The sequence below is a fragment of the Amycolatopsis tucumanensis genome, from assembly GCF_021654135.1.
GTDB classification, from domain to species: domain Bacteria; phylum Actinomycetota; class Actinomycetes; order Mycobacteriales; family Pseudonocardiaceae; genus Amycolatopsis_E; species Amycolatopsis_E tucumanensis.
Genome location: NZ_JAKGSD010000018.1, coordinates 57,822 through 79,958 on the forward strand (window position 1 = coordinate 57,822; position 22,137 = coordinate 79,958).

Consider the following 22,137-nt stretch of genomic DNA (forward strand, 5'->3'; position numbering starts at 1 on the left):
GGGTGGACATCGCCGACACCGACCTCACCGGCTCCACCTTCCGCGCCTGCGACCTGACCCGCCTGAAGATCGTCGACTCGCGCCTGTGGGACGTGTCCATCTCGGGCGACCTGGCGCGGTTCGTGGTCAACGACGTGGACGTGACGGACTACGTGGAGGCCGAGCTCGACCGCCGCCACCCCGAGCGGACCCAGCTGCGGGCGATGGACGGCCCCGCGGACTTCTGCGCCGGTTGGGACATCCTCGAATCGCTGTGGGCGGACACCGTGGCCCGCGCGCGCCGGCTGCCGGAGGAGGCGCTGCACGAACGTGTCGACGGCGAGTGGTCGTTCGTGGAAACCCTGCGGCACCTGGTGTTCGCGACCGATGCCTGGGTGAGCCGCACGATCCTCGACGAGCCGATGCCCTACCACCCGCTGGCCCTGCCGCAGACGTCCTACCCGGAGCAGGAGAAGCTGCTCGGCGTCGACACCGGCGCGCGGCCCTCGCTCGACGACGTCCTGACAGTCCGCGCGGACCGGATGACGCTCGTGCGGCGGATCGCCGACGGCCTGACCGACGAGGAGCTGTCCCGGCCCTGCCACCGCTCACCCGCGCGCGGCTACCCCGAGGAGCCGCAGCCGGTGGGGAAGTGCCTGCGCGTCGTGATGAACGAGGAGTGCGAGCACCGCCGCTACGCCGTGCGCGACCTCGCGGTGCTGGAGGGTCACTTCGACCGCACCAGCGGCAGGTAGACCTCGTCGACGATCTCGACCAGCACCTCGTCCGGCGCGGTGGGCACGCCCCGCACCATGAACTCGTTGCGCAGCAACACGATCGCCACCGTGGCGACGCGGGAGTGCAGCGCGGCCGGTGACACCTCACCGCGTTCGACGGCCCGTTCCAGGATCGTCAGCCACGGCGCGGCCGCGTCCTCGGCGGGGTCCTGCAGTTGTCCCAAGAGTTCCGACGCGCCCCCGGCCGCGGCGATCAGCTCGCGCAGGATCGCGCCGAGCGGCGAGCTCCAGTGCCGGTTCGCGCCACGCAGCAGCGCGAGGGCGTCGTCGCGGAGGTTGCCGGTGTCCGGCACCGGCACGGATCGCGTGAGCCGCTGGTAGGCGGCGACCCCGAGGGCCAGCCGGTTCGGCCAGCGGCGGTACAGGGCGTTCTTGTTGGTGCCCGCGCGTGCGGCGACCTTGTCCATGGTCAGCGCGGCGAACCCGGACTCGGTCAGTTCATCCGCCGCCGCCTGGAGGATTGCGTCCTCCAGCGCGGCTCCCCGCCTGCGGGTCCGGGACGGCTCCATGGGTACGCACAGTACCTTACCCGTGTTAAGGTACTGCCAGTACCCTATTTGAGGAGATGGACATGCGAGCCAAGGGCATCAGCTACGACACCGGCTTCCTGCAGAACGGGAAGTTCTCGCGGAGCCGGTTCGAGCCGGAGGAGGTCCAGCGCGAGCTGCGGATCATCCGCGACGACCTGCACTGCACCGCGGTGCGGATCATGGGCGGCGACCCCGAGCGGCTGGAGGTGGCCGCCACGTGCGCGGCCGAGCTGGGGCTGGAGGTCTGGTTCTCGCCGTACCCGTTGGAACTGACCGAAGAGGAGACGCTGAAGCTGTTCGCGGACTGCGCCGAGCGCGCCGAGCGGATCAGACGGCGGGGAGCCGAGGTCGTGTTCGTGGCCGGGGCCGAGCTGAGCCTGATGAACAAGGGTTTCCTGCCCGGCGACGGTATCCGGGAGCGGATCGCGTTCCTGATGGACAACCGCGACCGGATCCCGGAACTCGGTTCCCGGGTGGGGGATTTCCTCGCCAAGGCGGTCGCCGTCGTGCGGGAGCGGTTCGGTGGCCGGGTGACCTACGCGTCCGTGCAACTGGAGCGCGTCGACTGGGCGCTGTTCGACTTCGTCTCGGTGGACCTGTACCGGACGGCCGAGATCGCCGACCGCTTCGCCGACGGGGTCCGGGCCCTCGTCGGGCAGGGCAAGCCGGTCGCGATCACCGAGTTCGGCTCGGCGACCTACCGCGGCGCGGGCGACCTGGGGGCGAGCGCGCTGGACGCGGTGGAGTACGACGAGGACCGCGGCCCGGTCCGGCTGAACGGCGAGTACGAGCGCGACGAGCAGGGGCAGGCCGCGTACGTGCGCGAACTGCTGGAGACGTTCGACTCCGCGGGCGTGGACAGCGCGTTCGTGTTCACCTTCGCGTTGTACGACCACGTGCACCGCCCCGGCGGCGACCCGCGGGAGGACCTGGACCTGGCCAGCTACGGGGTGGTGAAGGTGTTCGAGGACCGCGACGGGCACGAGCTGCCGTGGGAGCCGAAGGCCGCGTTCACGGCGATCGGCGAGTACTACCGGGACCACTGAACGACGGCGGCCCCTCCCCACACGGGGAAGGGGCCGCCACCCGAACCGAAAACCTCAGCGAACCGAAACCTCAGCGGTCCGCGACCGCCTGCTCCGCCGCCTGCATCCACTCGCGCCACTGGGCCGCCTGCTCCTCGGCCTTCTTGGCGCGTCGCTCGTCGCCGGCGGCGCGGGCCTTCGCGGCCTGCGCCTCGAACTGCTCGACCCGCTCGCGGAACTGCGCGGCCCGCGCCTGGGCCTCCGGGTCGCTGCGACGCCACTGGCTGTCTTCGACCTCGCGGATCCGGTCCTGGACCGCCTTCAGCCGGCCGTCCAGCTCGCGGATCCGCTCCCGCGGCACCTTGCCGATCTCGTCCCACTGCTCCTGGATGCGCCGCAGCTGCGCCTTCGCCGCGTCGAGGTTGGCGCCCGGGTCGATCTTCTCGGCCTCGGCGAGCAGCTCCTCCTTGCGCGTGGCGTTCGCGGCGAACTCGGCGTCCCGCTCGGAGAACGTCGCCGAGCGGCGGGAGAAGAACGCGTCCTGCGCGGCGCGGAAGCGCTGCCACAACGCGTCGTCGGCCTCCTTGGGCGCCCGCCCCGCGGCCTTCCACTCCGTCATGAGCTCCTTGTAGCGCCCCGCGGTCGGGCCCCAGTCGGTCGAGTCGGCGAGCGCCTCGGCCTCCGCGATCAGCTCCTCCTTGCGGGCCTTGGCCGCCGCGCGCTGCTTGTCCAGCTCGGCGAAGTGCGAGCCGCGGCGCCGGTTGAACGCCTCCCGCGCCTTGGAGAAGCGCTTCCAGAGCTCGTCGTCGGTCTTGCGGTCGACGCCCTTGATCGTCTTCCACTCGTCGAGGATCGCGCGCAGCCGGTCGCCCGCGGCCTTCCACTGCACCGACTCCGCGGCGATCTTCTCGGCTTCTTCGGCGAGCGCCTGCTTGCGCCCGACCGCGGCCGCGCGGGCCTCCTCGCGCTCCTGCTTCGCCGCCGCCAGCGCGGTTTCGGCGTGCGCGACGATCTGGTCGATCCGTGCCGACAGCGCCGCGAGGTCGCCGACCACCGCCGCCGTCGGCAGGCTCTCCCGCAGCTGCGTCGCGGTGGCGAGCGCGTGCTTCGGGTCGCCCGCGCCGGACGACAGCCGGGTGCCGAGCAGCTCGACCTCGGTGCGCAGGTCGTCGAAGCGCCGCGCGTAGTGCAGCAGCCCCTCCTCCGGCGAGCCGGCCTGCCACACGCCGACGGCGCGTTCCCCGTCCGCGGTCCGGACGTAGACGTTGCCCTCGTCGTCCACCCGGCCCCAGCGGGAGGGGTGCGGCTCGGCCGGCGGGACCGGCGCGCCGTGACCGGCGGCGGGCGTGTGGCCGTGGGGCACCTGGTGGGGTGCCGGGGTGCCGGTGTTCTCGTCGGACATCGCAGGCTCCTTATCGCCTGTCGGCCCGCCTTGTGGCGGGCGCCCCGCTGGCGGGCGGGGCCGGGTCATGCGGGTCTCGTTCCCTCTGGCCGCATTCAAGCAGTTCAGCGCCGCTCGTGGTACTCGGTTGGGGGGTCGGAGCGGGTGATTCTACTTCCGGGCCGCGTGGGATCGCTGTGATCGTCGATCTCGCTGCTCTCCGTGGTCGCGGGTTGCCCGAGAGTGGCTGCCGGTAACCTCGACGGGTGTGATCGTGCAAGCCGTGGTGGTACCGCAGCCCCCGTTGCTCGTGCCCGCGCTGTCCCCGGGTGCGAACGCCGAGCTGGAGGCGTTGCGCGCGGCCTGCCGCACGGCGGTGGAGCGCCTCGCCGCGGTGACCCGGGAGTGGGTCGCGGTCGGCGCCGGTGACCACGAACGGGTCATCGAGCCCGCCACGTCCGGGTCGTTCCGCGGATACGGAGCCGACGTTCCGGTCTCGTTGAGCGCGGCGCCCGCGACCCCGGCCGAACTCCCGCTGCCCGCCCTCGTCGCGGGCTGGCTGCGCGAGCAGGCGGGCGCGGATTCGGTGCGCGTGCACCTCGTGGACGGCGATCCGGCCGAGTGCGAGCGCCTCGGCAAGCTCCTCGCCCACGGCGACCGGACCGGCCTGCTCGTGCTCGGCGACGGCTCGAACCGGCACGGTCCCAAGTCCCCGGGCAGCGAAGACGAGCGCGCCCCCGCCTTCGACGACGCGGTCGCCCGCGCGCTCGCCACCGCCGACACGGCCGCGCTGCGGGCGCTCGACCCCGGGCTGGCCGCCGAACTCGGCGCGGGCGGCCGCGCGCCGTGGCAGGTGCTGGCGGGCGCCGGCGACGACTGGCGCGCCGAACTGCTCTACTCCGCGGCGCCGTTCGGCGTCGGCTACCACGTCGCGGTGTGGGAGCGCGGGTGAACCCGATCGCCGTCGTCGGCCCCACCGCCACCGGCAAGTCCGAACTCGCCATCACGATCGCCCGGGCGGTCGGCGGCGAGGTGGTCAACGCCGACGCCCTGCAGCTCTACCGCGGCATGGACATCGGCACCGCCAAGGTCTCCGCGGCGGAGCGTCGCGGCGTGCCGCACCACCTGCTCGACGTCCTCGACGTCACCGAGACCGCCTCCGTCGCCGCCTACCAGCGCGACGCCCGCGCGGTCATCGAGCGCCTGCTGGCCGAGGGCAAGGTGCCCGTGCTGACCGGCGGATCCGGCCTCTACGTGCAGGCCGTCCTCGACGACCTCCGCTTCCCGGGCACCGACCCGGCCGTGCGGGCGCGGCTGGAGGCCGAGGCCGCCGAGGTCGGCGCCGCGGCCCTGCACAGCCGCCTCACCACGCTCGATCCCGCCGCGGCCACCGCGATCCTGCCGACCAACACGCGCCGGATCGTCCGCGCGCTGGAGGTCATCGAGATCACCGGACAGCCGTTCTCCGCGAACATGCCGCGTCCCGGCCCCGCGCGGTACGGCACCGTGATGATCGGGATCGACCGGGACACCGAGGACCTCGACCGGCGCGTGGAGCTGCGCGTGGACCGCATGTTCGCGGCGGGCTTGGTCGACGAGGTGCGCTCGCTGGTGGAGCGCGGGCTTCGGGAGGGCAAGACGGCGTCGCGCGCGCTGGGCTACCAGCAGGTGCTCGCCGAACTGGACGGCGGCGGGGACTTCGCCGCCGCGGCCGAGGCGACGAAGCAGGCGACGCGCCGATTCGTTCGCAGGCAACGATCCTGGTTCCGCCGGGACGCGCGGATCCGGTGGTTCGACGGAGCCGATCTTGACGTGGCCGAGCGGGTGCTCTCCGTGGTGGCCCAGTAGTCTGATCGTGTGGTTATCGAGTTCCTCAAGGGGCATGGCACCCAGAACGACTTCGTGGTGCTCCCCGACCCCGACGCCCGGCTGGACCTGACGGCGAGCCGGGTCGCCGCGCTGTGCGACCGGCAGCGCGGGCTCGGTGCCGACGGCGTCCTCCGCGTGGTGCGCAAGGAGGCTCTGGACCTGCCCGCCGCGGCCGATTCGGCGGGGGAGTGGTTCATGGACTACCGCAACGCCGACGGGTCGATCGCCGAGATGTGCGGCAACGGCACGCGGGTGTTCGCGCGGTACCTCGTCGAAGCGGGACTGGTGTCCGGGCGCGAGTTCGTGATCGGCACCAGGGCGGGCGACCGGCAGGTGGTGGTGCACGAGGATCTCTCGGTGACCACGCAGATGGGGCCGGTCGCGATCACCGGCGCCTCGGTCGCCATCGTGGACGGGCACAACTTCTCCGGTGTCGCGGTGAACGTGGGCAACCCGCACCTGGTTTCCATTGTGGACGACGACATCGACGAGCTGGACCTCACCCGCGCGCCCCGCTACGACAGCGACTTCTTCCCCGACGGCGTCAACCTGGAGTTCGTCAACCCGCTCGGCGAGCAGCGCCTGAAGATGCGGGTGTACGAACGGGGAGTGGGCGAGACCCGCGCGTGCGGCACCGGCACGGTGGCCGCGGTCGCGGCCGCGCTGCACCTGGCAGGCACCGACACCGGGAAGTCCGCTGTGGACATCCCCGGCGGCCGTGTCCAGGTCACCGTGGAGCGGGGGGCGTCGACGCTGACGGGCCCGGCGGAGTTCGTGGCGCGGGGTCAGCTGGATCCGCAGTGGTGGGAGCGGGCGGGCTGACCGGCAGGTCACGCATCCGCCGCAACGGGGAGAACAGCACCGGCAGCATCGTCACCGCCATGAGCGCGCACCCGGCCCACACGGTGGACCGGACGCCGATCAGCTCGCCGAGCAGGCCGCCGGCCAGTCCGCCGAGCGGCATGGTGCCCCACACCACGAACCGCACGGTCGCGTTCATGCGGCCCATCAGCCGGTCCGGGCAGATCGCCTGGCGGTAGCTGACCTGCGCGACGTTGTAGACCACGATGCCGTAGCCGCTGGCCACCATCCCCAGCACGCCCAGCGCCACCGGCCAGCCCGGCTGGGACAGCGGCAGCAGCAGCTGGAGCGGCCAGGTGGTCATTGGCACCAGCCAAATCGCCCTGGCCTGCCCGATCACCCTGGTCCAGAACCCGGCGGTGAGCGCGCCCAGGATCCCGCCGGCGCTGGCGACGGCGAGCACCAGGCCGACGCCGGAGGGGCTCAGGCCGAGGTCCCTGGTGAGGAACAGGACCTGCATCGAGATCACGATCGTGCCGGCGAAGTTGCCGCTCGCGGTGCACAGCACGATCGCGCGCAGCGCCGGGTTGCCGAACACGAACCGCAGGCCCTCGGCGATCTGCGCGCGCAGGGGCGTGCCGTCGTGCGGTTCCGGCTCCGGTTCGGGTGTCCGGATGCGCAGCAGGAACATTCCGGACGCGACGTAGCCCACCCCGGTGGCGAGCACCGCGTTGGCCGCGCCGAACAGCTGGGTCAGCCCGCCGCCGAGCCCCGGCCCGACCACCTGCGCGACCGACTGGCTGGCCTGCAGCTTCGCGTTGCCCTCCACCAGGTGCTCCCGCCCGACCAGCGAGGGCAGGTAGGACTGGTAGGCGACGTCGAAGAACACCGTCCCGACGCTGACCAGCAACGCGACCACGACCAGCTGGGTCAGGGTAAGCCAGCCGGTCCACCACGCCAGCGGGATCGTCAGCAGCAGCGCCGCGCGCGCGAAGTCGGCGCGCAGCATCAGCGGACGCCGCTTCATCCGGTCCACCCACACCCCGGCTGGCAGCCCGATCAGCAGGAAGGCGGCGTTCTCGGCCGCGGTGAGCAGGCCCATCTCGCCGGGCGTCGCGGACAGCACGGTCGCGGCCAGCAGCGGCAGCACGGTGATGCCCACGAACGTGCCGGCCTGGCTGACCGTGTCGCCCGCCCACAGCAGCCGGAACCCGGGGTGGAACCAGAGGGAGTCGCGTCGCGGCACCCCGATAGGGTGACGCAGTGATTGGAATCCGTCAATCACTTCGTCCGACTACGCTGGGCCGGTGCGAGACCGCCGCCCCGCGAGCGAGGCCGAGGCAGCCGCCCTGGCCTCGGGAATACGCCTGCGCATCATCCGGTTGACCTATGCGGAGGCGTTGACGAACAAGGAAATCGCGCAGCGCTTAGGCCGCGACCCGGCCACCACTTTGCACCACGTGCGAAAGCTGGTCGACACCGGATTCCTGGCTCCGCAACCCGCCCGCCGCGGCAACCGCGGCGCGAAGGAGATCCCGTACCTGTCCACCGGCAAGTCCTGGGACCTGTCCGGCGAGGGCGACGAGGCGCTGTCCGAGGCCATGCTGGAGGCCTACCTGGCCGAGATCGCCGAGCTGGACCGCGGCGAGCTGGACCAGTCAAGGCTGGTGGTGCGGGTGGACGCCGAGGCCAGGCGAGAGTTCGAGCAGCGGCTGGCCGACCTGCTGGACGAGTTCAAGAACCGCTCCACGCCGGAGGGCGCCGAGCAGTTCGCGATCTACGTGGCGGTGTACCCGAGCCGCTAAAGGATTCGGACAATCCCGCGAATCGTGGGACCATGGAAGGACGATGACAGAACTGACCTACACAGACCTCGTGGAAGACCCGTCGACGGGTGACCTGGAACTGTCGGAGCGCGCGTCCCTGCGCCGCGTCGCCGGCCTGTCGACCGAGCTGTCGGACATCACCGAGGTCGAGTACCGGAAACTCCGCCTCGAGCGCGTGGTCCTGGTCGGTGTGTGGACCGAGGGCACCGCGGAGCAGTCCGAGGCTTCGCTCGCCGAACTCGCACGCCTGGCCGAGACCGCCGGTTCCGAAGTGCTCGAAGGTCTCGTGCAGCGCCGCTCCAAGCCTGACCCGGCCACCTACATCGGCTCGGGCAAGGTGCGCGAGCTGTTCGACATCGTCGTCGCCACCGGGGCCGACACGGTCATCTGCGACGGTGAGCTCTCGCCCGGCCAGCTGCGCCAGCTGGAGGAGCGGCTCAAGGTCAAGGTGATCGACCGGACCGCGCTGATTCTCGACATCTTCGCCCAGCACGCGCGCTCGCGCGAAGGCAAGGCGCAGGTCGAGCTGGCCCAGCTGCAGTACCTCATCCCGCGGCTGCGGGGCTGGGGTGAGTCGCTGTCCCGGCAGGCCGGTGGCCGCGCCGGTGGCGCGAACGGCGGTGTGGGCCTGCGTGGTCCCGGTGAGACGAAGCTGGAGACCGACCGGCGGCGCATCAACAAGCGCGTGGCGAAGCTGCGCCGCGAGATCGCCGCGATGGACACCATCCGGGCGACCAAGCGGGGCCGCCGCGTGGCCAACGAGGTGCCCAGCGTCGCGATCGTCGGCTACACCAACGCCGGCAAGTCGAGCCTGCTCAACGCCATCACCGGAGCCGGTGTGCTGGTGGAGAACGCGTTGTTCGCCACCCTGGACCCGACCACCCGGCGGGCGGCCACCCCGGACGGGCGCACGTTCACGCTGACCGACACCGTCGGGTTCGTGCGGCACCTGCCGCACCAGCTGGTCGACGCGTTCCGCTCGACGCTGGACGAGACGGCCGACGCGGACCTGCTGCTGCACGTCGTGGACGGATCCGACCCGGCCCCGGAGGAGCAGGTCAACGCGGTGCGCCAGGTGCTCGCCGAGATCACCAAGAGCCACGAGAGCCCGCTGCCGCCTGAGCTGATCGTGATCAACAAGGCGGACGCGGCCGACGAGCTGTCGCTGGTCCGCCTCCGGCACCTGCTGCCGGGCGCGATCGTGGTGTCGGCCAAGACCGGCGAGGGCGTCCCGGAGCTGCTGGAGGCGCTGGCCGAGCGGCTGCCGCGGCCGGACGTGGTCGTGGACGCGCTCGTGCCGTACACCCGCGGTGAGCTGGTGGCGCGCGTGCACTCCGAGGGTGAGGTCCTCACCGAGGAGCACCTCGCGGAGGGCACCCGCCTGAGCGCCCGGGTTCGCCCGGACGTGGCATCCGCGCTGGAGGCGTACGCCGTGAACGGATCACCGGCCTGAGATCGGTACCGTGGCTCCAGTGAGCCATGGGAGTTTCCGCAGAGCTGCGCTGGCGCCGGTCCTGTCAGTCCTCGTCTTGCTGGGGCTGGCGGGGCCGGCGCACGCGGCGCAGGCCCCGGAACCGGTGTGCTCGGTGACGGACAAACGCCTCGGCGAGCTGTCCGGCCTGGTGAGCGACGGTTCGCGGTGGTATGCGATCAACGACGGCGGCACGAAGGTGCAGATCTTCGTGCTGGGCCGGGACTGCGCGGTGCAGCGGGTCATCTCCGGCTCGACCGACCCGTACGACGTCGAGGATCTCGCCCGTGCCGCGGACGGCACGTTCTGGCTCGCCGACACCGGCGACAACCGCAAACAACGCGAGACCATCGCCCTGCTGGCCGTGACGCCGCAGGGCAAGGTGACGCTCTACCGCCTGACCTACCCCGACGGGCCGCACGACGCGGAGGCGCTGCTGCTCGACGCGTCGGGAACGCCGTACCTGGTCACCAAGAACCCGCTAGGCGAGGCGGGGATTTACCGGCCGGCGAAGGCGCTGGCGAGCCCGGGCCCGACGCCGCTGGAGCGGGTCGGGTCGATCAACATCAAGTCCACAGACACGCCGGGCGGACCGGTTGCGGGGTTCGGCTCCGTGCTGGTCACCGGGGGCGCCGTGAGCGCGGACGGCAAGGTCGTCGCGTTGCGGACCTACACCGACGCCTACCTGTTCCCGGCCCCCGACCGGGACGTGGCGGCCGCGCTGCAGCGCGAGCCGGTGCGTGTGCCGCTGCCCGACGAGCAGCAGGGGGAGGCGATCGCCTTCGACCCGGACGGCACACTGTTGTCGGCGTCCGAGGGTGTCGGCCCGATCCGCGCGGTGCGCGGGGCGGCGGCCCTGGTGGCGGACAGCGCCGAGGAGGGCGGCCAGTCCGCGGGGTCCGGCGGGGAGGCGGCCGGCGGGTCGTCCGGCCAGGGCGGCGTGGACACGGTGCCCGGCCTGCTGCTGGCCGTCGTCGTCGCGGGCGGCGTGGTGTTCGCCTGGACGAAGCTGCGGAAGCGGTCCGGCTGATCGTTTCGAACGACCGAACGATCGGCTAGAGACGGCGGATGACCGCCACGACCTTGCCGAGAATGGTCGCCTCGTCACCCGGGATCGGGTCGTAGGCCTCGTTGTGCGGCATCAGCCACACGTGGCCGTCCTTCTGCTTGAACGTCTTCACCGTGGCCTCGCCGTCGATCATCGCGGCCACGATCTCGCCGTTGTTCGCCGTCGGCTGCTGGCGCACGACCACCCAGTCGCCGTCGGTGATGGCGGCGTCGACCATCGAGTCGCCGGTGACGCTGAGCAGGAAGACCTCGCCCTCGCCGACGATGTCCTTCGGCAGCGGGAAGACCTCTTCGATGGACTGCTCGGCCAGCACCGGGCCACCGGCGGCGATGCGGCCGACCAGGGGCACGTACGCGGGCTTCGGCAGCGGCGTGGTCTCGGCCTCGGCCTGCGCGGTCAACACGCCCACGGCGCGGGGACGGTTCGCGTCGCGGCGCAGGTAACCCTTGCGCTGCAGCGAACGCAGCTGGTGCGACACCGACGAGGTGGAGGTGAGCCCGACCGCCTCGCCGATCTCGCGGACGCTGGGCGGGTAGCCGAAGCGGTCGATCCACGCCTTGATGACTTCGAGGATCTGCTGCTGGCGGGGGCTGAGACCCTCTTCGACGTCCTCGGGGTCGGGGAGGGGATGCACGTCCCCGAACCGGCCGCCTGGCCTGCGGATCGTCTCGCCCGTCTCTTCCGACACCGTGCTGCCTCCCAGCTCTGGAGCGGCCGGGACCGCGCACCCGCGCGACCGGCGCTGTCCGCCTCTGCTGGTCACCCACAGTAGTGCACCCGACAGCAAACATCAAACAACTGTTCGACGACACGCCGGGGCGCGCTCGATTTTGTCGTACCCGGGTGGTACACATTCGCACGGAGGTTCGATAGAACGGTTGTTCGACCGGCGGCGCGCTCGTCGCGGGTCGCGGATCTGCGAGGAGGTTCCGCCATGTCGGTGCTGACGCTTGAGGAATGGCTGGTCCGGCGCGCGCCGGAGGAGAGCGCGGGCGGGCGCGTGCCGGTGCGGCCGCGCCGCCCTGAGGTGCGCCGCCCGCCGACGCGGGCGCGGGTGGTCGCCGGCCGCCGTCCCGGTCCGGTCGCCGCCTGCCCGCGCCGGATCGCGCCGCGGTGGCCGTGGCTCGCCGCGGTCGGGGTCGCCATCGCGCTCGCCGTCACCGGGTTGGGTGTTTTCGCCGGGTCGTTCGCGCCGGACGTCCCGGAGCGGACGGCCACCGTCGCGGTCGCGCCGGGGGAGACGCTGTGGGATCTGGCGCGGCAGTACGCGCCGGGGAGCGACACGGGCGCCGTGGTCGAGCGCATCGAGGAGCTGAACCACCTGCCGGCCGAGTCGGTCGTGCCGGGTCTGTTGCTCACCGTGCCGGTCGAATCCGGCTCCGTGATCACGGGCTCCTGAAGGCCGTCGCCATACCTCATCACTCGCTCGTGTCGCTTGCGCCCCGCCTGCGCGCGTTCTAAGGTCCACCGCTATATCTAGTAGTTACATGGCTGTAGTTGGTCCACAAGTTGGGGTAGACTGAGGACGAGTTGTCCACAGGCGGTGGGTGTTCACCCACCGGATATCCACATGTTGATCACCAGGTTCGAGCCGTAGCGTGGCGGCGCGGGCCGGGGTGGATGTCACCCGCGGGACGAGAGGGGAAGGTGTTCGGAAAGTGCGTTGCCCGTTCTGCCGTCACGCCGACTCCCGGGTCGTCGATTCGCGGGAAGTGGACGAGGGGCAGGCCATCCGCCGCAGGCGGTCCTGCTCGGCCTGCGGTCGCCGGTTCACCACGTCCGAGACGATGGTGCTGGCGGTCGTCAAGCGTTCCGGGGTCACCGAGCAGTTCAGCAGGGACAAGGTGGTCCGGGGAGTGCGCCGCGCCTGCCAGGGCAGGCCGGTCGACGACGACGCGTTGCAGCAGCTCGCCCAGCGGGTCGAGGAGTCGATCCGCGCGGCCGGAGTCGCCGAGATCCCGAGTCACGAGGTCGGCCTCGCCATCCTCGGGCCGCTGCGGGAACTCGACGAGGTCGCCTACCTCCGGTTCGCCAGCGTCTACCGCTCCTTCTCCTCGGTCGAGGACTTCGAGAAGGAGATCGCGGACCTGCGCAAGGCCATGGCAGACAAGCACGGCGACGAAAGCGCGGCCGGGGCATGAGCCCGGCGCGCGGCGGGAGGGACGAATCGATGACCGAGACCGTGGGTGCGAGCACGGCGAGCGGCAAGTCGGCGAAGCGGGGCAAGCGGGGGCTGAAGATCAGCCGGGTGTTCACGACCGAGGGCGTGCACCCGTACGACGAGGTCGCCTGGGAGCAGCGCGACGTCGTCATGACCAACTGGCGTGACGGGTCGATCAACTTCGAGCAGCGGGGCGTCGAGTTCCCCGAGTTCTGGTCGATGAACGCGACCAACATCGTCACCAGCAAGTACTTCCGCGGTGCGGTGGGCAGTCCGCAGCGCGAGCGCAGCCTCAAGCAGCTCATCGACCGCGTCGTGCACGCCTACGTGAAGGCCGGCACCGAGCACGGCTACTTCGCGACGGGCGCCGACGCCGAGATCTTCGAGCACGAGCTCACCTGGATGCTGCTGCACCAGGTCTTCAGCTTCAACTCCCCGGTGTGGTTCAACGTCGGCACCTCCTCCAAGCAGCAGGTCTCCGCCTGCTTCATCCTCGCGGTCGACGACACCATGGAGTCGATCCTCGACTGGTACAAGGAAGAGGGGATGATCTTCCGCGGCGGGTCCGGCGCGGGCATCAACCTCTCCCGCATCCGGTCCTCCAAGGAGCTGCTGTCCTCCGGCGGCACCGCCTCCGGCCCGGTGTCCTTCATGCGCGGCGCCGACGCCTCCGCCGGCACCATCAAGTCCGGTGGCGCCACCCGGCGCGCGGCGAAGATGGTCGTCCTCGACGTCGACCACCCGGACATCGAGGAGTTCATCCAGACCAAGGCGCGCGAGGAGGAGAAGATCCGCGTCCTGCGCGACGCGGGCTTCGACATGGACCTCTCCGGCGCCGACATCACGTCGGTGCAGTACCAGAACGCCAACAACTCGGTGCGCGTCAGCGACGAGTTCATGCGCGCCGTCGAGTCCGATGCCGAGTTCGGGCTGCGCGCCCGCCTCACCGGCGAGGTCATCGACACCGTGAACGCGCGGAAGCTGTTCCGCTCGATGGCGCAGGCGGCGTGGGAGTGCGCGGACCCGGGCCTGCAGTACGACGACACGATCAACGACTGGCACACCTGCCCCGAGTCGGGCCGGATCACCGCGTCGAACCCGTGCAGCGAGTACATGCACCTGGACAACTCCAGCTGCAACCTGGCTTCGCTGAACCTGCTGAAGTTCCTCAAGGACGACGGCACGTTCGACGGTGAGCTGTTCGTCAAGGCGGTCGAGTTCGTCATCACCGCGATGGACATTTCGATCTGCTTCGCCGACTTCCCGACCGAGGCGATCGGCGACACCACCCGCAAGTTCCGCCAGCTGGGCATCGGCTACGCCAACCTGGGCGCGCTGCTGATGGCCACCGGGCACGCGTACGACTCCGACGGCGGCCGCGCGCTCGCCGCGAGCATCACGTCGCTGATGACCGGCACGTCCTACCGCCGCTCGGCCGAGATGGCCGGCGTGGTCGGCGCGTACGAGGGCTACAGCCGCAACGCCGAGGCGCACCAGCGCGTCATGCGCAAGCACGCCGCGGCCAACGACGCGATCCGCACGATGCACACCAACGACGTGGCGATCCGCGACCTGGCCACCCGCGAGTGGCAGAAGGGCATCGAGATCGGCGCGAAGAACGGCTGGCGCAACGCGCAGGCCAGCGTGCTCGCGCCGACCGGCACCATCGGCTTCATGATGGACTGCGACACCACCGGTATCGAGCCGGACTTCTCGCTGGTGAAGTTCAAGAAGCTCGTCGGCGGCGGCTCGATGCAGATCGTCAACCAGACCATCCCGCGCTCGCTCAAGACCCTGGGCTACCAGGACGAGCAGATCGAGGCGATCGTCGAGTACATCGCCGAGCACGGCCACGTCGTCGACGCGCCGGGCCTGCGCCCGGAGCACTACGAGGTGTACGACTGCGCCATCGGCGAGCGGTCCATCGCCCCGATGGGCCACGTGCGCATGATGGCCGCGGTGCAGCCGTTCCTGTCCGGCGCGATCTCCAAGACGGTCAACATGCCGGAGACGGCGACGGTCGAGGAGATCGAGGAGATCTACTTCCAGGGCTGGAAGCTGGGCCTCAAGGCGCTGGCGATCTACCGCGACAACTGCAAGGTCGGCCAGCCGCTGTCCAGCGCGAAGAAGAAGGCAGAGACCGCCGACGTCGAGCCGGAGAAGGTCGTCGAGTACAAGCCGATCCGCAAGCGGCTGCCGAAGAAGCGCCCGAGCCAGACCCTGTCGTTCACGGTCGGCGGCGCGGAGGGCTACCTGCACGCCGGTTCGTACCCGGACGACGGGCTGGGCGAGATCTTCGTCAAGCTGGGCAAGCAGGGTTCGACGCTGGCGGGTGTCATGGACGCCTTCTCGATGTCGATCTCGGTGGGCCTGCAGTACGGCATCCCGCTGGAGTTCTACGTCTCGAAGTTCTCGAACCTGCGCTTCGAGCCGGCCGGCATGACGGACGACCCGGACATCCGGATCGCCACCAGCGTGCTGGACTACCTGTTCCGCCGCCTCGCGCTGGACTACCTGCCGTACGAGAAGCGGGCCGAGCTGGGCATCTTCACCGCGGCCGAGCGCGCCGCGCAGGTGGAGACGGGCTACGGTTCGCAGCCGGCCGAGCAGGTCGACCTGGAGGCGCTGCGCAGCACGGTCGACTCGAGCCCCGCGAAGGCCGAGCCGGCGGAGCAGCCCCAGGCGGCGCACAGCACGGCCGAGCTGATGGACCTGCACCTCGGCAAGGCGGCCGACGCGCCGCTGTGCATGACCTGCGGAACGAAGATGCGCCCCGCGGGCTCCTGCTACGCCTGCGAAGGCTGCGGCGCCACCTCCGGCTGCAGCTGATCTGACGATGTGACACAGCGGCCGGGTGCTTTCGCGCCCGGCCGCTGTCACGTTTCGGCGGCCTGCCGAGTCTTTTCAGCATGAGCGAAACGATCCTCGTCACCGGCGGGACCGGTGTTCTCGGCCGGGCCGTTGCCCGACGTCTCCTCGCGCCGGAGCGGGAAGTCCGGGTGCTGAGCCGTCGTCCGGCGCCGGACGGCACGGCCTACGCCTGGCGCACCGGCGACCTCCGCACCCGGCAGGGCATCGACGCGGCGGTGGCGGGCGCGGACGTGATCGTGCACTGCGCGACCACGCTCGGTGGCAAGGACGTCGCCACCACGAGGACGCTCCTCGACATCGCCCGGCGCCACGGCGAACCGCACGTCGTGTTCATCTCGATCGTGGGCGTCGATCGGGTCCCGCTCCCGTACTACCGCGCGAAGCTCGCCGCGGAGGAGGCGGTCATCGGGTCGGGGCTGCCGTGGACGATCCTGCGTGCCACGCAGTTCCACGACCTGATGTGCCGCATCGTGGAGGTTCAGCGCCGCCTGCCTGCCGTCCTGTACCCCGCCCGGTTCCGGTTCCAGCCGGTCGACGCGGGCGAGGTCGCCGCGCGCCTCGCGGACCTCGCCCTCCATGACCCCGCCGGCCGGGCGCCGGACATGGGCGGGCCCGAGGTCCGGGAGTTCGCCGACCTGGCCCGGAGCTACCTGCGCCACCGGGGCCGCCGCCGCGTGCTCGTGCCGGTCCCGCTCCCCGGGGCCACCGCCCGCGCCTACCGGGCCGGCCACCACCTGACGCCGGACACCTCGGGGCGCACCACGTTCGAGGAGTTCCTGGCCGCTCAGCCCGCCATCGCGTAGAGGACCTCGCGCAGGTCGTCCTCGCGGTCGGTGCGCCACACCACGCGCAACGCCAGCTCGGCGGGATCCGCCAGCGGTTGCGCGACGAGTGTGCCGTCCGCGAGGTCGCCGCCGACCGCGAAGTCCGGCAGCAGCGCGACGCCGAGGCCCTGCGCCACCCACGACCGGATCGTCGACACGCTGTCGAACTCCAGCCGCCTGCCGCCCGTGCCCAGCAACCGGTCGGCGGCCATCCGGAACGAGCACCCGTCCGGGGTGACCAGCAGGGCGTCGCCGTCGTACCCGGGGCGGGCGACCAGGTGCAGCCGCACGGTCTCGATGTCCACAAAGGACAGGTCACCGCCGTCGAACCCCAGTGTGCCCAGCGCGGTTCCGGTGTCCAGCAGCAGGCCAGCGTCGAGCGAACCGTCCGCCACCGCGCGCAGCAGCGGTTGCCGCATCAGGGACCGCACCGCCAGGTCGACGTCGGGCCGCCGATCCGCGAGCCGGGCGACGACGGAAGGCAGCCGCGTGGCGACGAGGGTTTCCAGCGCGCCGACGGTGAACCGGGTGCGCTCGTCGCTCACCAGGCGCCGGATCGACTCGGCCTGGTCGAGCAGCCGCCGCGCCTCGGGCAGCAGCAGGCGCCCACGCTCGGCGAGCGCCATACCGGTCGGCTTGCGCTCGAACAGCACCACTCCGAGCGAGCTCTCCAGCGACCGCACGTGCTCCGAAACCGTCGCAGGCGACAGCTCGAGCAGCGAGGCCGCACCGGTGACCGAGCCGGCCGACGCCACCGCCACGAAGGCCCGCAACTGCCGCAACTCCATGAGATCCACTCTAGCCAGGAGGTGTTCGGAAAAACCGAACGCAGCCGGCGGAGGAGGCTGCGCGCTGCCGGGGCACCCGCGCGGCGCCGGGCGTGCGTGCAGTCGGGCGCCCGCGCGGCGCCGGGTGAGGGCGTAGCTGGGCGCCCGTGCGGCGTCGGGTGGGCGCGGAGCCGGGGCACCCGCATGCCGGCCGGGTTGAGGGCGTAGCCGGGCGCCCATGCGGCGTTGGGTGGGCGCGTGGCCGGGTGCGCGCATGCCGTCGGGCGAGCGTGCGGCCGGGCACCCGCATGGCGCCGGGTGAGCGTGCAGCCGGGCATCCGCGCGCCGCCGGGTGAGCGCCCGGTTGGGCGCCCGCATGCCGCCGGATCAACGGCAGCCGGGGCACCCCACGCCGCGGGTGGGCGCGTGGCGGGTGCGCGCATGGCGCCGGGTGAGCGTGCAGCCGGACATCCGCGCGCCGCCGGGTGAGCGCCCGGTTGGGCGCCCCGCGTGCCGCCGGCTGAACGGGCGGCTGGGGCACCCCACGCCGCCGGGTGGGCGCGTGGCCGGGTGCGCGCATGGCGCCGCGTGAGCGTGCAGTCGGGCGCCCGTACGGCGCGGGGTGAGCGCGCGGCCGGGCATCCGCGCGCCGCCGGGTGAGCGCGTAACCGGGCATCCGAACGCCGCCGGATGAACGGGCATCCAGGCATCCGTACGCCGCCGGCTGAGCGCGCAGCCGGGCACCCGCACGCCGCAGGACGAACGCAGCCGGGCACCCTGACGCTGCCGGATGAGCTCCCAACTCGCCCCATCCGGAAATACCTGAGGCCGCATCCGGTCCCGCCCGTTGAGCGAGCACCCCCGGAACCGGAGAGTCGCCGCCGTGACGACAACCGCTACCCGGGGCAGCCTTCTCGGCGTCTCCCTCGCCTACTTCCTCGTCCTGCTGGACACCACCGTGCTCACCGTCGCGCTGCCCGGCATCCGCGCCGACCTCGGCGGCTCGGTCGCCGGGCAGCAGTGGGTGGTCAACGGCTACACCGTCTCGTTCGCCGCGTTCCTGCTCGGCGGCGGCGCCCTCGCCGACCGGTTCGGCCCGCTGCGCGTGTTCCGCTGGGGCGTCGCGAGCTTCGGCGTCCTCTCGCTGGTCTCGGCGTTCGCGCCGAACCTGACCGTCCTCGTCGTGCTGCGCGTCCTGCTCGGCGTCGCCGGCGCGGCGTGCCTGCCCAGCTCCCTCGCGCTCATCAGCCGAATGCACCCGGACCCGGCCGCGCGGGCGAAGGCGCTCGGCGCGTGGGCGGCCATCACCGGCGTCGCGCTCGCCGCCGGGCCGATCGCCGGCGGTCTGCTGGTCGACCTCGCGGACTGGCGGGCGGTGTTCTTCGTCAACGTCCCGCTCGCGGCCCTCGGGCTGGCCCTCACCCGCGGCCGCGAGACGGCGCCCGCCCGCCGCGGGTTCGACGTCCGGAGCCAGCTCGCCGCATGCGTGTTCCTCGGCCTGCTGACCGAGGCGATAGTCGACGCCCAGCCGGTCGCGGCAGTCCTCGCGCTGCTCGTGCTCGCGTTGTTCGTCCACCGGGAGCGCCGCTCGGCGGCCCCGTCCGTGCCATCGGTCCTGGTGCGCAGCCGGGGCGTCGCGGTGAACCTGTTCGCCGGCGCGGCGGTGAACTTCGTGCTCTCCGGCGCGTTGTTCGCGGTGACCCTGCTGCTGCAGGACGAGCGCCACCTCACCCCGGTCCAGACCGGGCTGGCGTTCCTGCCGCTCACCTTGCCGACCGCGTTCAACCCGTTGCTGACCAGCCGGATCGTCGCCGCCCGCGGCCCGCGCCTCCCGGTCGTCGCCGGGCTGACCCTGCTGACCGCGGGCGCCGCTGTCCTGGCCGCGACCGTCCATGCGCCGTACCCGCTGCTGGCGTGCGGGCTCCTGCTGCTCGGCTTCGGTGTCTCCCTCGCCCTGCCCGCGCTCGTCACCGGCGTGGTGACCGCCGCGCCCGACGGCTACGCCGGAACCGCCGGTGGCCTGCTCAACGCCGTCCGCCAGGTCGGGGCGACCGTCGGCGTCGCGGCGATGGGCGCGGTGGTGGCCACCGGCGCGTTCGGCTGGGCGTTCGTGCTCGCCGCCGCGGTGGCGGCGAGCGGTCAGCTGCTGAGCTTCTGCCAGAGGAACTCGAACAGCAGGGCCCACTTGTAGGCCAGCTGCTCGTTGTCCGCCGCGGCGCCGTGCCCGCCCTCGATGTTCTCGTAGTACCGCACGTCGTGCCCCTGTTCGAGCATGCGCGCCATCATCTTGCGCGCGTGCGCCGGGTGCACCCGGTCGTCGCGGGTGGACGTCATGAACAGCGTGGGCGGGTACTTCCGTCCCTTGTGGACGTTCTGGTAGGGCGAGTACTTCGAGATGTACTCCCATTCCGCCGGATCGTCCGGGTCGCCGTACTCGGCCACCCACGACGCGCCCGCCAGCAGCAGGTGGTAGCGCTTCATGTCCAGCAACGGAACCTGGCTCACGATCGCGCCGAACAGCTCGGGGTAGCGGGTGAGCATGACGCCCATCAGCAGGCCGCCGTTGCTGCCGCCGTGGATGCCCAGCCGCTCCGGCGTCGTGATGCCGCGCTCGACGAGGTCCGCGGCGACCGCGGCGAAGTCCTCGTAAACCAGGTAGCGGTTCTCCTTGATCGCGCCGGTGTGCCAGCCCGGCCCGTACTCGCCGCCGCCGCGGATGTTCGCGAGCACGTACGTGCCGCCGCGCGCGAGCCAGCCGCGGCCGGTCACGCCGCTGTACGCGGGCAGGCGGGACACCTCGAACCCGCCGTAGCCGGTGAGCATCGTCGGGCCGTCCCCGTTGCGCGGCCGCACCACGAAGTACGGGATCCGCGTGCCGTCCCTGGAGGTGGCGAAGTGCTGCTCGACGGTGATGTCCGAGGCGTCGAAACGGGCCGGGGCCTGCTTCAGGATCTCGGTCTCGCCGCCGACGTGCCCGTAGGAGAGCGTCGCGGGCTGGGTGAAGCCGCTGGTGTTGAGCAGGTACTCGTCGCTGTGGTCGGGATCGGTGTCGACGATCTCCGCGGTGCCCAGCTCCGGCGCCCCGGCCAGCGGCTCGCGGCGCCAGCCGTCCTCGCCAGGGGTGAGCACGTGCAGCTCCGTGTGCACGTCGGCGAGGGTGGTGAGCAGCAAGTGGTGCTTCGTCCAGTCCCAGGCCTCCAGCGAGGTGCGCCCGTCCGGCTCGAACAGGACGGTGAGGTCGCGCTCGCCTGCCAGGTAGTCGTCGAACCGCGCGGCGAGCAGCGTGCCGGGCGCGTAGTCGCGGCCGGCGACCGTCCAGGCCGTGCGGGTCCGGATCAGCAGCCACTCCTTGTGGGTGCTGGTCTGCGCGTCCTCCGGCACGTCGAGCTTGACCAGGCCGTCGGGCGTGCGCAGGAACTTCTCCGTGCGGTAGAAGTCGATGGCGCGGCCGACGAAGTCGCGTTCGAATCCGGGCGTGGGGTCGTGGTAGGCGAACACCGCGACGTCGTCCGGCTTGCCTTCGAAGACCGTGACGGCCTCGGCGAGCGGGGTCCCGCGGCGCCACTCCTTCATGATCCGCGGGTACCCGGACGCGGTCATCGAGCCGGGGCCGAAGTCGGTGCCGACGTAGATGCGGTCCTCGTCGATCCAGCCGAGGCGGCTCTTGGCCTCGGGCAGCTCGAACCCGCCCGCGACGAACTCACGCGTCTCCAGGTCGAACTCGCGCACGACGGCCGCGTCCGCGCCACCGCGGGACAGCTCGGCCAGGCCGCGCCGGTACGACGGCCGCAGCACCGCCGCGCCCTGCCAGACCCAGTTCTCGCCCTCGGCCTCGGCCAGCGCGTCGACGTCGAGCAGGACCTCCCATTCGGGCCGCTCGGTGCGGTAGGAGTCGAGAGTGGTGCGCCGCCACAGGCCGCGCGGGTGCGTCGCGTCCTGCCAGAAGTTGTAGAAGTACTCGCCGCGCCGGCGGATGTAGGGGATCCGGTCGTCGGCGTCGAGCACCTCGCGGGCCTCGTCGCGCAGCTGCTCGAACCGCGTGCCGCCGGTGAGCTCGGCGACCGATTCGGCGTTGCGCTGCCGGACCCAGTCGAGCGCCCGCTCGCCGGTCACGTCCTCGAGCCAGAGGTACGGGTCTTCGTCAGCCATGTCCCCATCCTGCCAGGTGGGGATGATTTTCAACGCCAGGCGGGGTCGCGGCCGGTCAGCGCGAGGAACCGGTCCAGTTCGCCGGCGTCCGGAGCGATCTCGACGACGGGCGCGAAGACGTCGTCGTCGGGGCGCGGCCGGGTGCGCATCCGCTCGGCGAACCGCAGCGCGACGTGCACGGCCTCCGGGTCGGGTTCGTAGGGCGCGTCGAGGGCGCGGGCGAGGTCCCAGCCGTGCGCGACCGAGTCGACCAGGCGCATGGTGAGCGCGACCGGAGCGGGGAAGGTGCCGAACTCGCGGACCGTCACCTCGCGGTCCAGCACCGCGTCGTCGGCGGCAGCGGCGAGGAAGGCGTCGACCGACTCCGCGTAGGCGCGGTACGGGTCGTCACCGAGTGTTCCGGTCGCCCAGTCCGGCGCGACACCCTCGCGCAGCGCCACCGCGAAGGCGTGGTTTTCGCTCACCTGGTGGGTGAGCAGGTCACCGAGCGTCCAGCCCGCGCACGGTGTTCGCAGGCCGAGGTCGGTGACCCCGGAAACGATCTTGTCCAGGTCGGCGAGAACTCGCCGGTCGAGATCACGGATGTCCATGTGGTCAACCTAGGCCGACAAGTGGCC

At 72.0% G+C, this 22,137-nt stretch carries 20 protein-coding genes; 13 read left to right on the plus strand and 7 right to left on the minus strand.

Annotation, left to right across the window (positions count from 1 at the left end):
- Positions 1–2 precede the first annotated feature (2 nt).
- The gene (locus L2C96_RS19290; protein WP_237337235.1) at positions 3–734 is read left to right on the plus strand and encodes a DinB family protein; all 732 of its coding nucleotides are present in this window, start codon (positions 3–5) and stop codon (positions 732–734) included.
- Here the strand turns inward: L2C96_RS19290 and L2C96_RS19295 are convergent.
- Positions 707–1,285: a TetR/AcrR family transcriptional regulator gene (locus L2C96_RS19295; protein ID WP_237337236.1), complete on the minus strand. Its 579-nt coding sequence runs from the start codon at positions 1,283–1,285 to the stop codon at positions 707–709. The genes L2C96_RS19290 and L2C96_RS19295 overlap by 28 nt on opposite strands.
- A 62-nt stretch (positions 1,286–1,347) precedes the next feature.
- Here L2C96_RS19295 and L2C96_RS19300 point away from each other — a divergent pair, with 62 nt between their 5' ends.
- Positions 1,348–2,352 carry a glycoside hydrolase family 113 protein gene (locus L2C96_RS19300; RefSeq protein ID WP_237337237.1) on the plus strand — a complete coding sequence of 335 codons (1,005 nt, stop codon included), beginning with the start codon at positions 1,348–1,350 and terminating at the stop codon, positions 2,350–2,352.
- Between the two features lie 70 nt (positions 2,353–2,422).
- Here L2C96_RS19300 and L2C96_RS19305 read toward each other — a convergent pair whose 3' ends face one another.
- The gene (locus tag L2C96_RS19305) at positions 2,423–3,733 is read right to left on the minus strand and encodes a DUF349 domain-containing protein (protein ID WP_020419597.1); all 1,311 of its coding nucleotides are present in this window, start codon (positions 3,731–3,733) and stop codon (positions 2,423–2,425) included.
- 247 nt (positions 3,734–3,980) lie between these two features.
- Here L2C96_RS19305 and L2C96_RS19310 point away from each other — a divergent pair, with 247 nt between their 5' ends.
- The 3 genes from L2C96_RS19310 to dapF are packed head-to-tail and all read left to right on the plus strand — an operon-like array spanning position 3,981 to position 6,403.
- Complete coding sequence (locus tag L2C96_RS19310; protein WP_020419596.1) at positions 3,981–4,664, plus strand: class III extradiol dioxygenase subunit B-like domain-containing protein; 684 nt, start codon at positions 3,981–3,983, stop codon at positions 4,662–4,664.
- Complete coding sequence (miaA, locus tag L2C96_RS19315) at positions 4,661–5,560, plus strand: tRNA (adenosine(37)-N6)-dimethylallyltransferase MiaA (RefSeq protein WP_020419595.1); 900 nt, start codon at positions 4,661–4,663, stop codon at positions 5,558–5,560. Before L2C96_RS19310 ends, miaA begins: the two co-directional genes overlap by 4 nt.
- Positions 5,561–5,569: 9 nt before the next feature.
- The gene (gene dapF, locus L2C96_RS19320) at positions 5,570–6,403 is read left to right on the plus strand and encodes a diaminopimelate epimerase (protein WP_084506129.1); all 834 of its coding nucleotides are present in this window, start codon (positions 5,570–5,572) and stop codon (positions 6,401–6,403) included.
- Here dapF and L2C96_RS19325 read toward each other — a convergent pair.
- Positions 6,309–7,628 (minus strand): MFS transporter, encoded by a 1,320-nt coding sequence (locus L2C96_RS19325; RefSeq protein ID WP_237337238.1) that lies wholly within the window; start codon positions 7,626–7,628, stop codon positions 6,309–6,311. The genes dapF and L2C96_RS19325 overlap by 95 nt on opposite strands.
- Positions 7,629–7,731: 103 nt before the next feature.
- Here L2C96_RS19325 and L2C96_RS19330 point away from each other — a divergent pair, with 103 nt between their 5' ends.
- The 3 genes from L2C96_RS19330 to L2C96_RS19340 all read left to right on the plus strand — a co-directional run bounded on the left by L2C96_RS19330 (position 7,732) and on the right by L2C96_RS19340 (position 10,709).
- Complete coding sequence (locus L2C96_RS19330) at positions 7,732–8,187, plus strand: ArsR/SmtB family transcription factor (protein WP_084506133.1); 456 nt, start codon at positions 7,732–7,734, stop codon at positions 8,185–8,187.
- Positions 8,188–8,230: 43 nt separating this feature from the next.
- A complete protein-coding gene (hflX, locus tag L2C96_RS19335) occupies positions 8,231–9,661 on the plus strand; it encodes a GTPase HflX (protein WP_027934905.1) in 1,431 nt (476 codons plus the stop codon).
- Between the two features lie 76 nt (positions 9,662–9,737).
- Positions 9,738–10,709 (plus strand): SdiA-regulated/phytase-like domain-containing protein, encoded by a 972-nt coding sequence (locus L2C96_RS19340; protein ID WP_237337289.1) that lies wholly within the window; start codon positions 9,738–9,740, stop codon positions 10,707–10,709.
- A gap of 25 nt (positions 10,710–10,734) precedes the next feature.
- Here the strand turns inward: L2C96_RS19340 and lexA are convergent, their stop codons facing one another.
- Entirely contained in the window at positions 10,735–11,436 is a 702-nt protein-coding gene (gene lexA / locus L2C96_RS19345) for a transcriptional repressor LexA (RefSeq protein ID WP_017983913.1), read from the minus strand.
- A 246-nt stretch (positions 11,437–11,682) separates the two neighbouring features.
- On the opposite strand from lexA, the gene L2C96_RS19350 reads away from it, so the two are divergent.
- From L2C96_RS19350 to L2C96_RS19365, 4 genes are all read left to right on the plus strand, one after another.
- Positions 11,683–12,147 carry a LysM peptidoglycan-binding domain-containing protein gene (locus L2C96_RS19350; RefSeq protein ID WP_237337239.1) on the plus strand — a complete coding sequence of 155 codons (465 nt, stop codon included), beginning with the start codon at positions 11,683–11,685 and terminating at the stop codon, positions 12,145–12,147.
- A gap of 259 nt (positions 12,148–12,406) precedes the next feature.
- Entirely contained in the window at positions 12,407–12,889 is a 483-nt protein-coding gene (gene nrdR / locus L2C96_RS19355; protein ID WP_027936105.1) for a transcriptional regulator NrdR, read from the plus strand.
- Positions 12,890–12,918: 29 nt separating this feature from the next.
- Positions 12,919–15,738, plus strand: a complete 2,820-nt coding sequence (locus L2C96_RS19360; RefSeq protein ID WP_020419587.1) for a vitamin B12-dependent ribonucleotide reductase — start codon at positions 12,919–12,921, stop codon at positions 15,736–15,738.
- Positions 15,739–15,818: 80 nt separating this feature from the next.
- On the plus strand, positions 15,819–16,583 hold the full coding sequence (locus tag L2C96_RS19365) for an SDR family oxidoreductase (protein ID WP_237337240.1): 765 nt from the start codon (positions 15,819–15,821) through the stop codon (positions 16,581–16,583).
- On the opposite strand, the gene L2C96_RS19370 is transcribed toward L2C96_RS19365, so the two are convergent.
- Entirely contained in the window at positions 16,565–17,392 is an 828-nt protein-coding gene (locus tag L2C96_RS19370) for a LysR family transcriptional regulator (protein WP_237337241.1), read from the minus strand. The two genes, L2C96_RS19365 and L2C96_RS19370, sit on opposite strands and share 19 nt — an antisense overlap.
- A gap of 862 nt (positions 17,393–18,254) precedes the next feature.
- Between L2C96_RS19370 and L2C96_RS19375 the strand changes: the two genes are divergently transcribed.
- Complete coding sequence (locus L2C96_RS19375) at positions 18,255–19,562, plus strand: MFS transporter (RefSeq protein ID WP_237337242.1); 1,308 nt, start codon at positions 18,255–18,257, stop codon at positions 19,560–19,562.
- On the opposite strand, the gene L2C96_RS19380 is transcribed toward L2C96_RS19375, so the two are convergent.
- Positions 19,511–21,520, minus strand: a complete 2,010-nt coding sequence (locus L2C96_RS19380; protein WP_237337243.1) for a prolyl oligopeptidase family serine peptidase — start codon at positions 21,518–21,520, stop codon at positions 19,511–19,513. The genes L2C96_RS19375 and L2C96_RS19380 overlap by 52 nt on opposite strands.
- A gap of 29 nt (positions 21,521–21,549) precedes the next feature.
- Complete coding sequence (locus L2C96_RS19385) at positions 21,550–22,110, minus strand: TIGR03086 family metal-binding protein (RefSeq protein ID WP_237337244.1); 561 nt, start codon at positions 22,108–22,110, stop codon at positions 21,550–21,552.
- Positions 22,111–22,137: the final 27 nt, after the last annotated feature.

Excerpts from the sequence above, each read along its gene's own strand:
- L2C96_RS19370 (WP_237337241.1), bottom strand. The coding sequence starts at position 17,392 with ATGGAGTTGCGGCAGTTGCGGGCCTTCGTGGCGGTGGCGTCGGCCGGC.
- L2C96_RS19295 (WP_237337236.1), bottom strand. The coding sequence starts at position 1,285 with ATGGAGCCGTCCCGGACCCGCAGGCGGGGAGCCGCGCTGGAGGACGCA.
- L2C96_RS19350 (WP_237337239.1), top strand. The coding sequence starts at position 11,683 with ATGTCGGTGCTGACGCTTGAGGAATGGCTGGTCCGGCGCGCGCCGGAG.
- hflX (WP_027934905.1), top strand. The coding sequence starts at position 8,231 with ATGACAGAACTGACCTACACAGACCTCGTGGAAGACCCGTCGACGGGT.
- L2C96_RS19300 (WP_237337237.1), top strand. The coding sequence starts at position 1,348 with ATGCGAGCCAAGGGCATCAGCTACGACACCGGCTTCCTGCAGAACGGG.
- L2C96_RS19380 (WP_237337243.1), bottom strand. The coding sequence starts at position 21,520 with ATGGCTGACGAAGACCCGTACCTCTGGCTCGAGGACGTGACCGGCGAG.
- L2C96_RS19365 (WP_237337240.1), top strand. The coding sequence starts at position 15,819 with ATGAGCGAAACGATCCTCGTCACCGGCGGGACCGGTGTTCTCGGCCGG.
- L2C96_RS19385 (WP_237337244.1), bottom strand. The coding sequence starts at position 22,110 with ATGGACATCCGTGATCTCGACCGGCGAGTTCTCGCCGACCTGGACAAG.
- L2C96_RS19305 (WP_020419597.1), bottom strand. The coding sequence starts at position 3,733 with ATGTCCGACGAGAACACCGGCACCCCGGCACCCCACCAGGTGCCCCAC.
- L2C96_RS19360 (WP_020419587.1), top strand. The coding sequence starts at position 12,919 with ATGACCGAGACCGTGGGTGCGAGCACGGCGAGCGGCAAGTCGGCGAAG.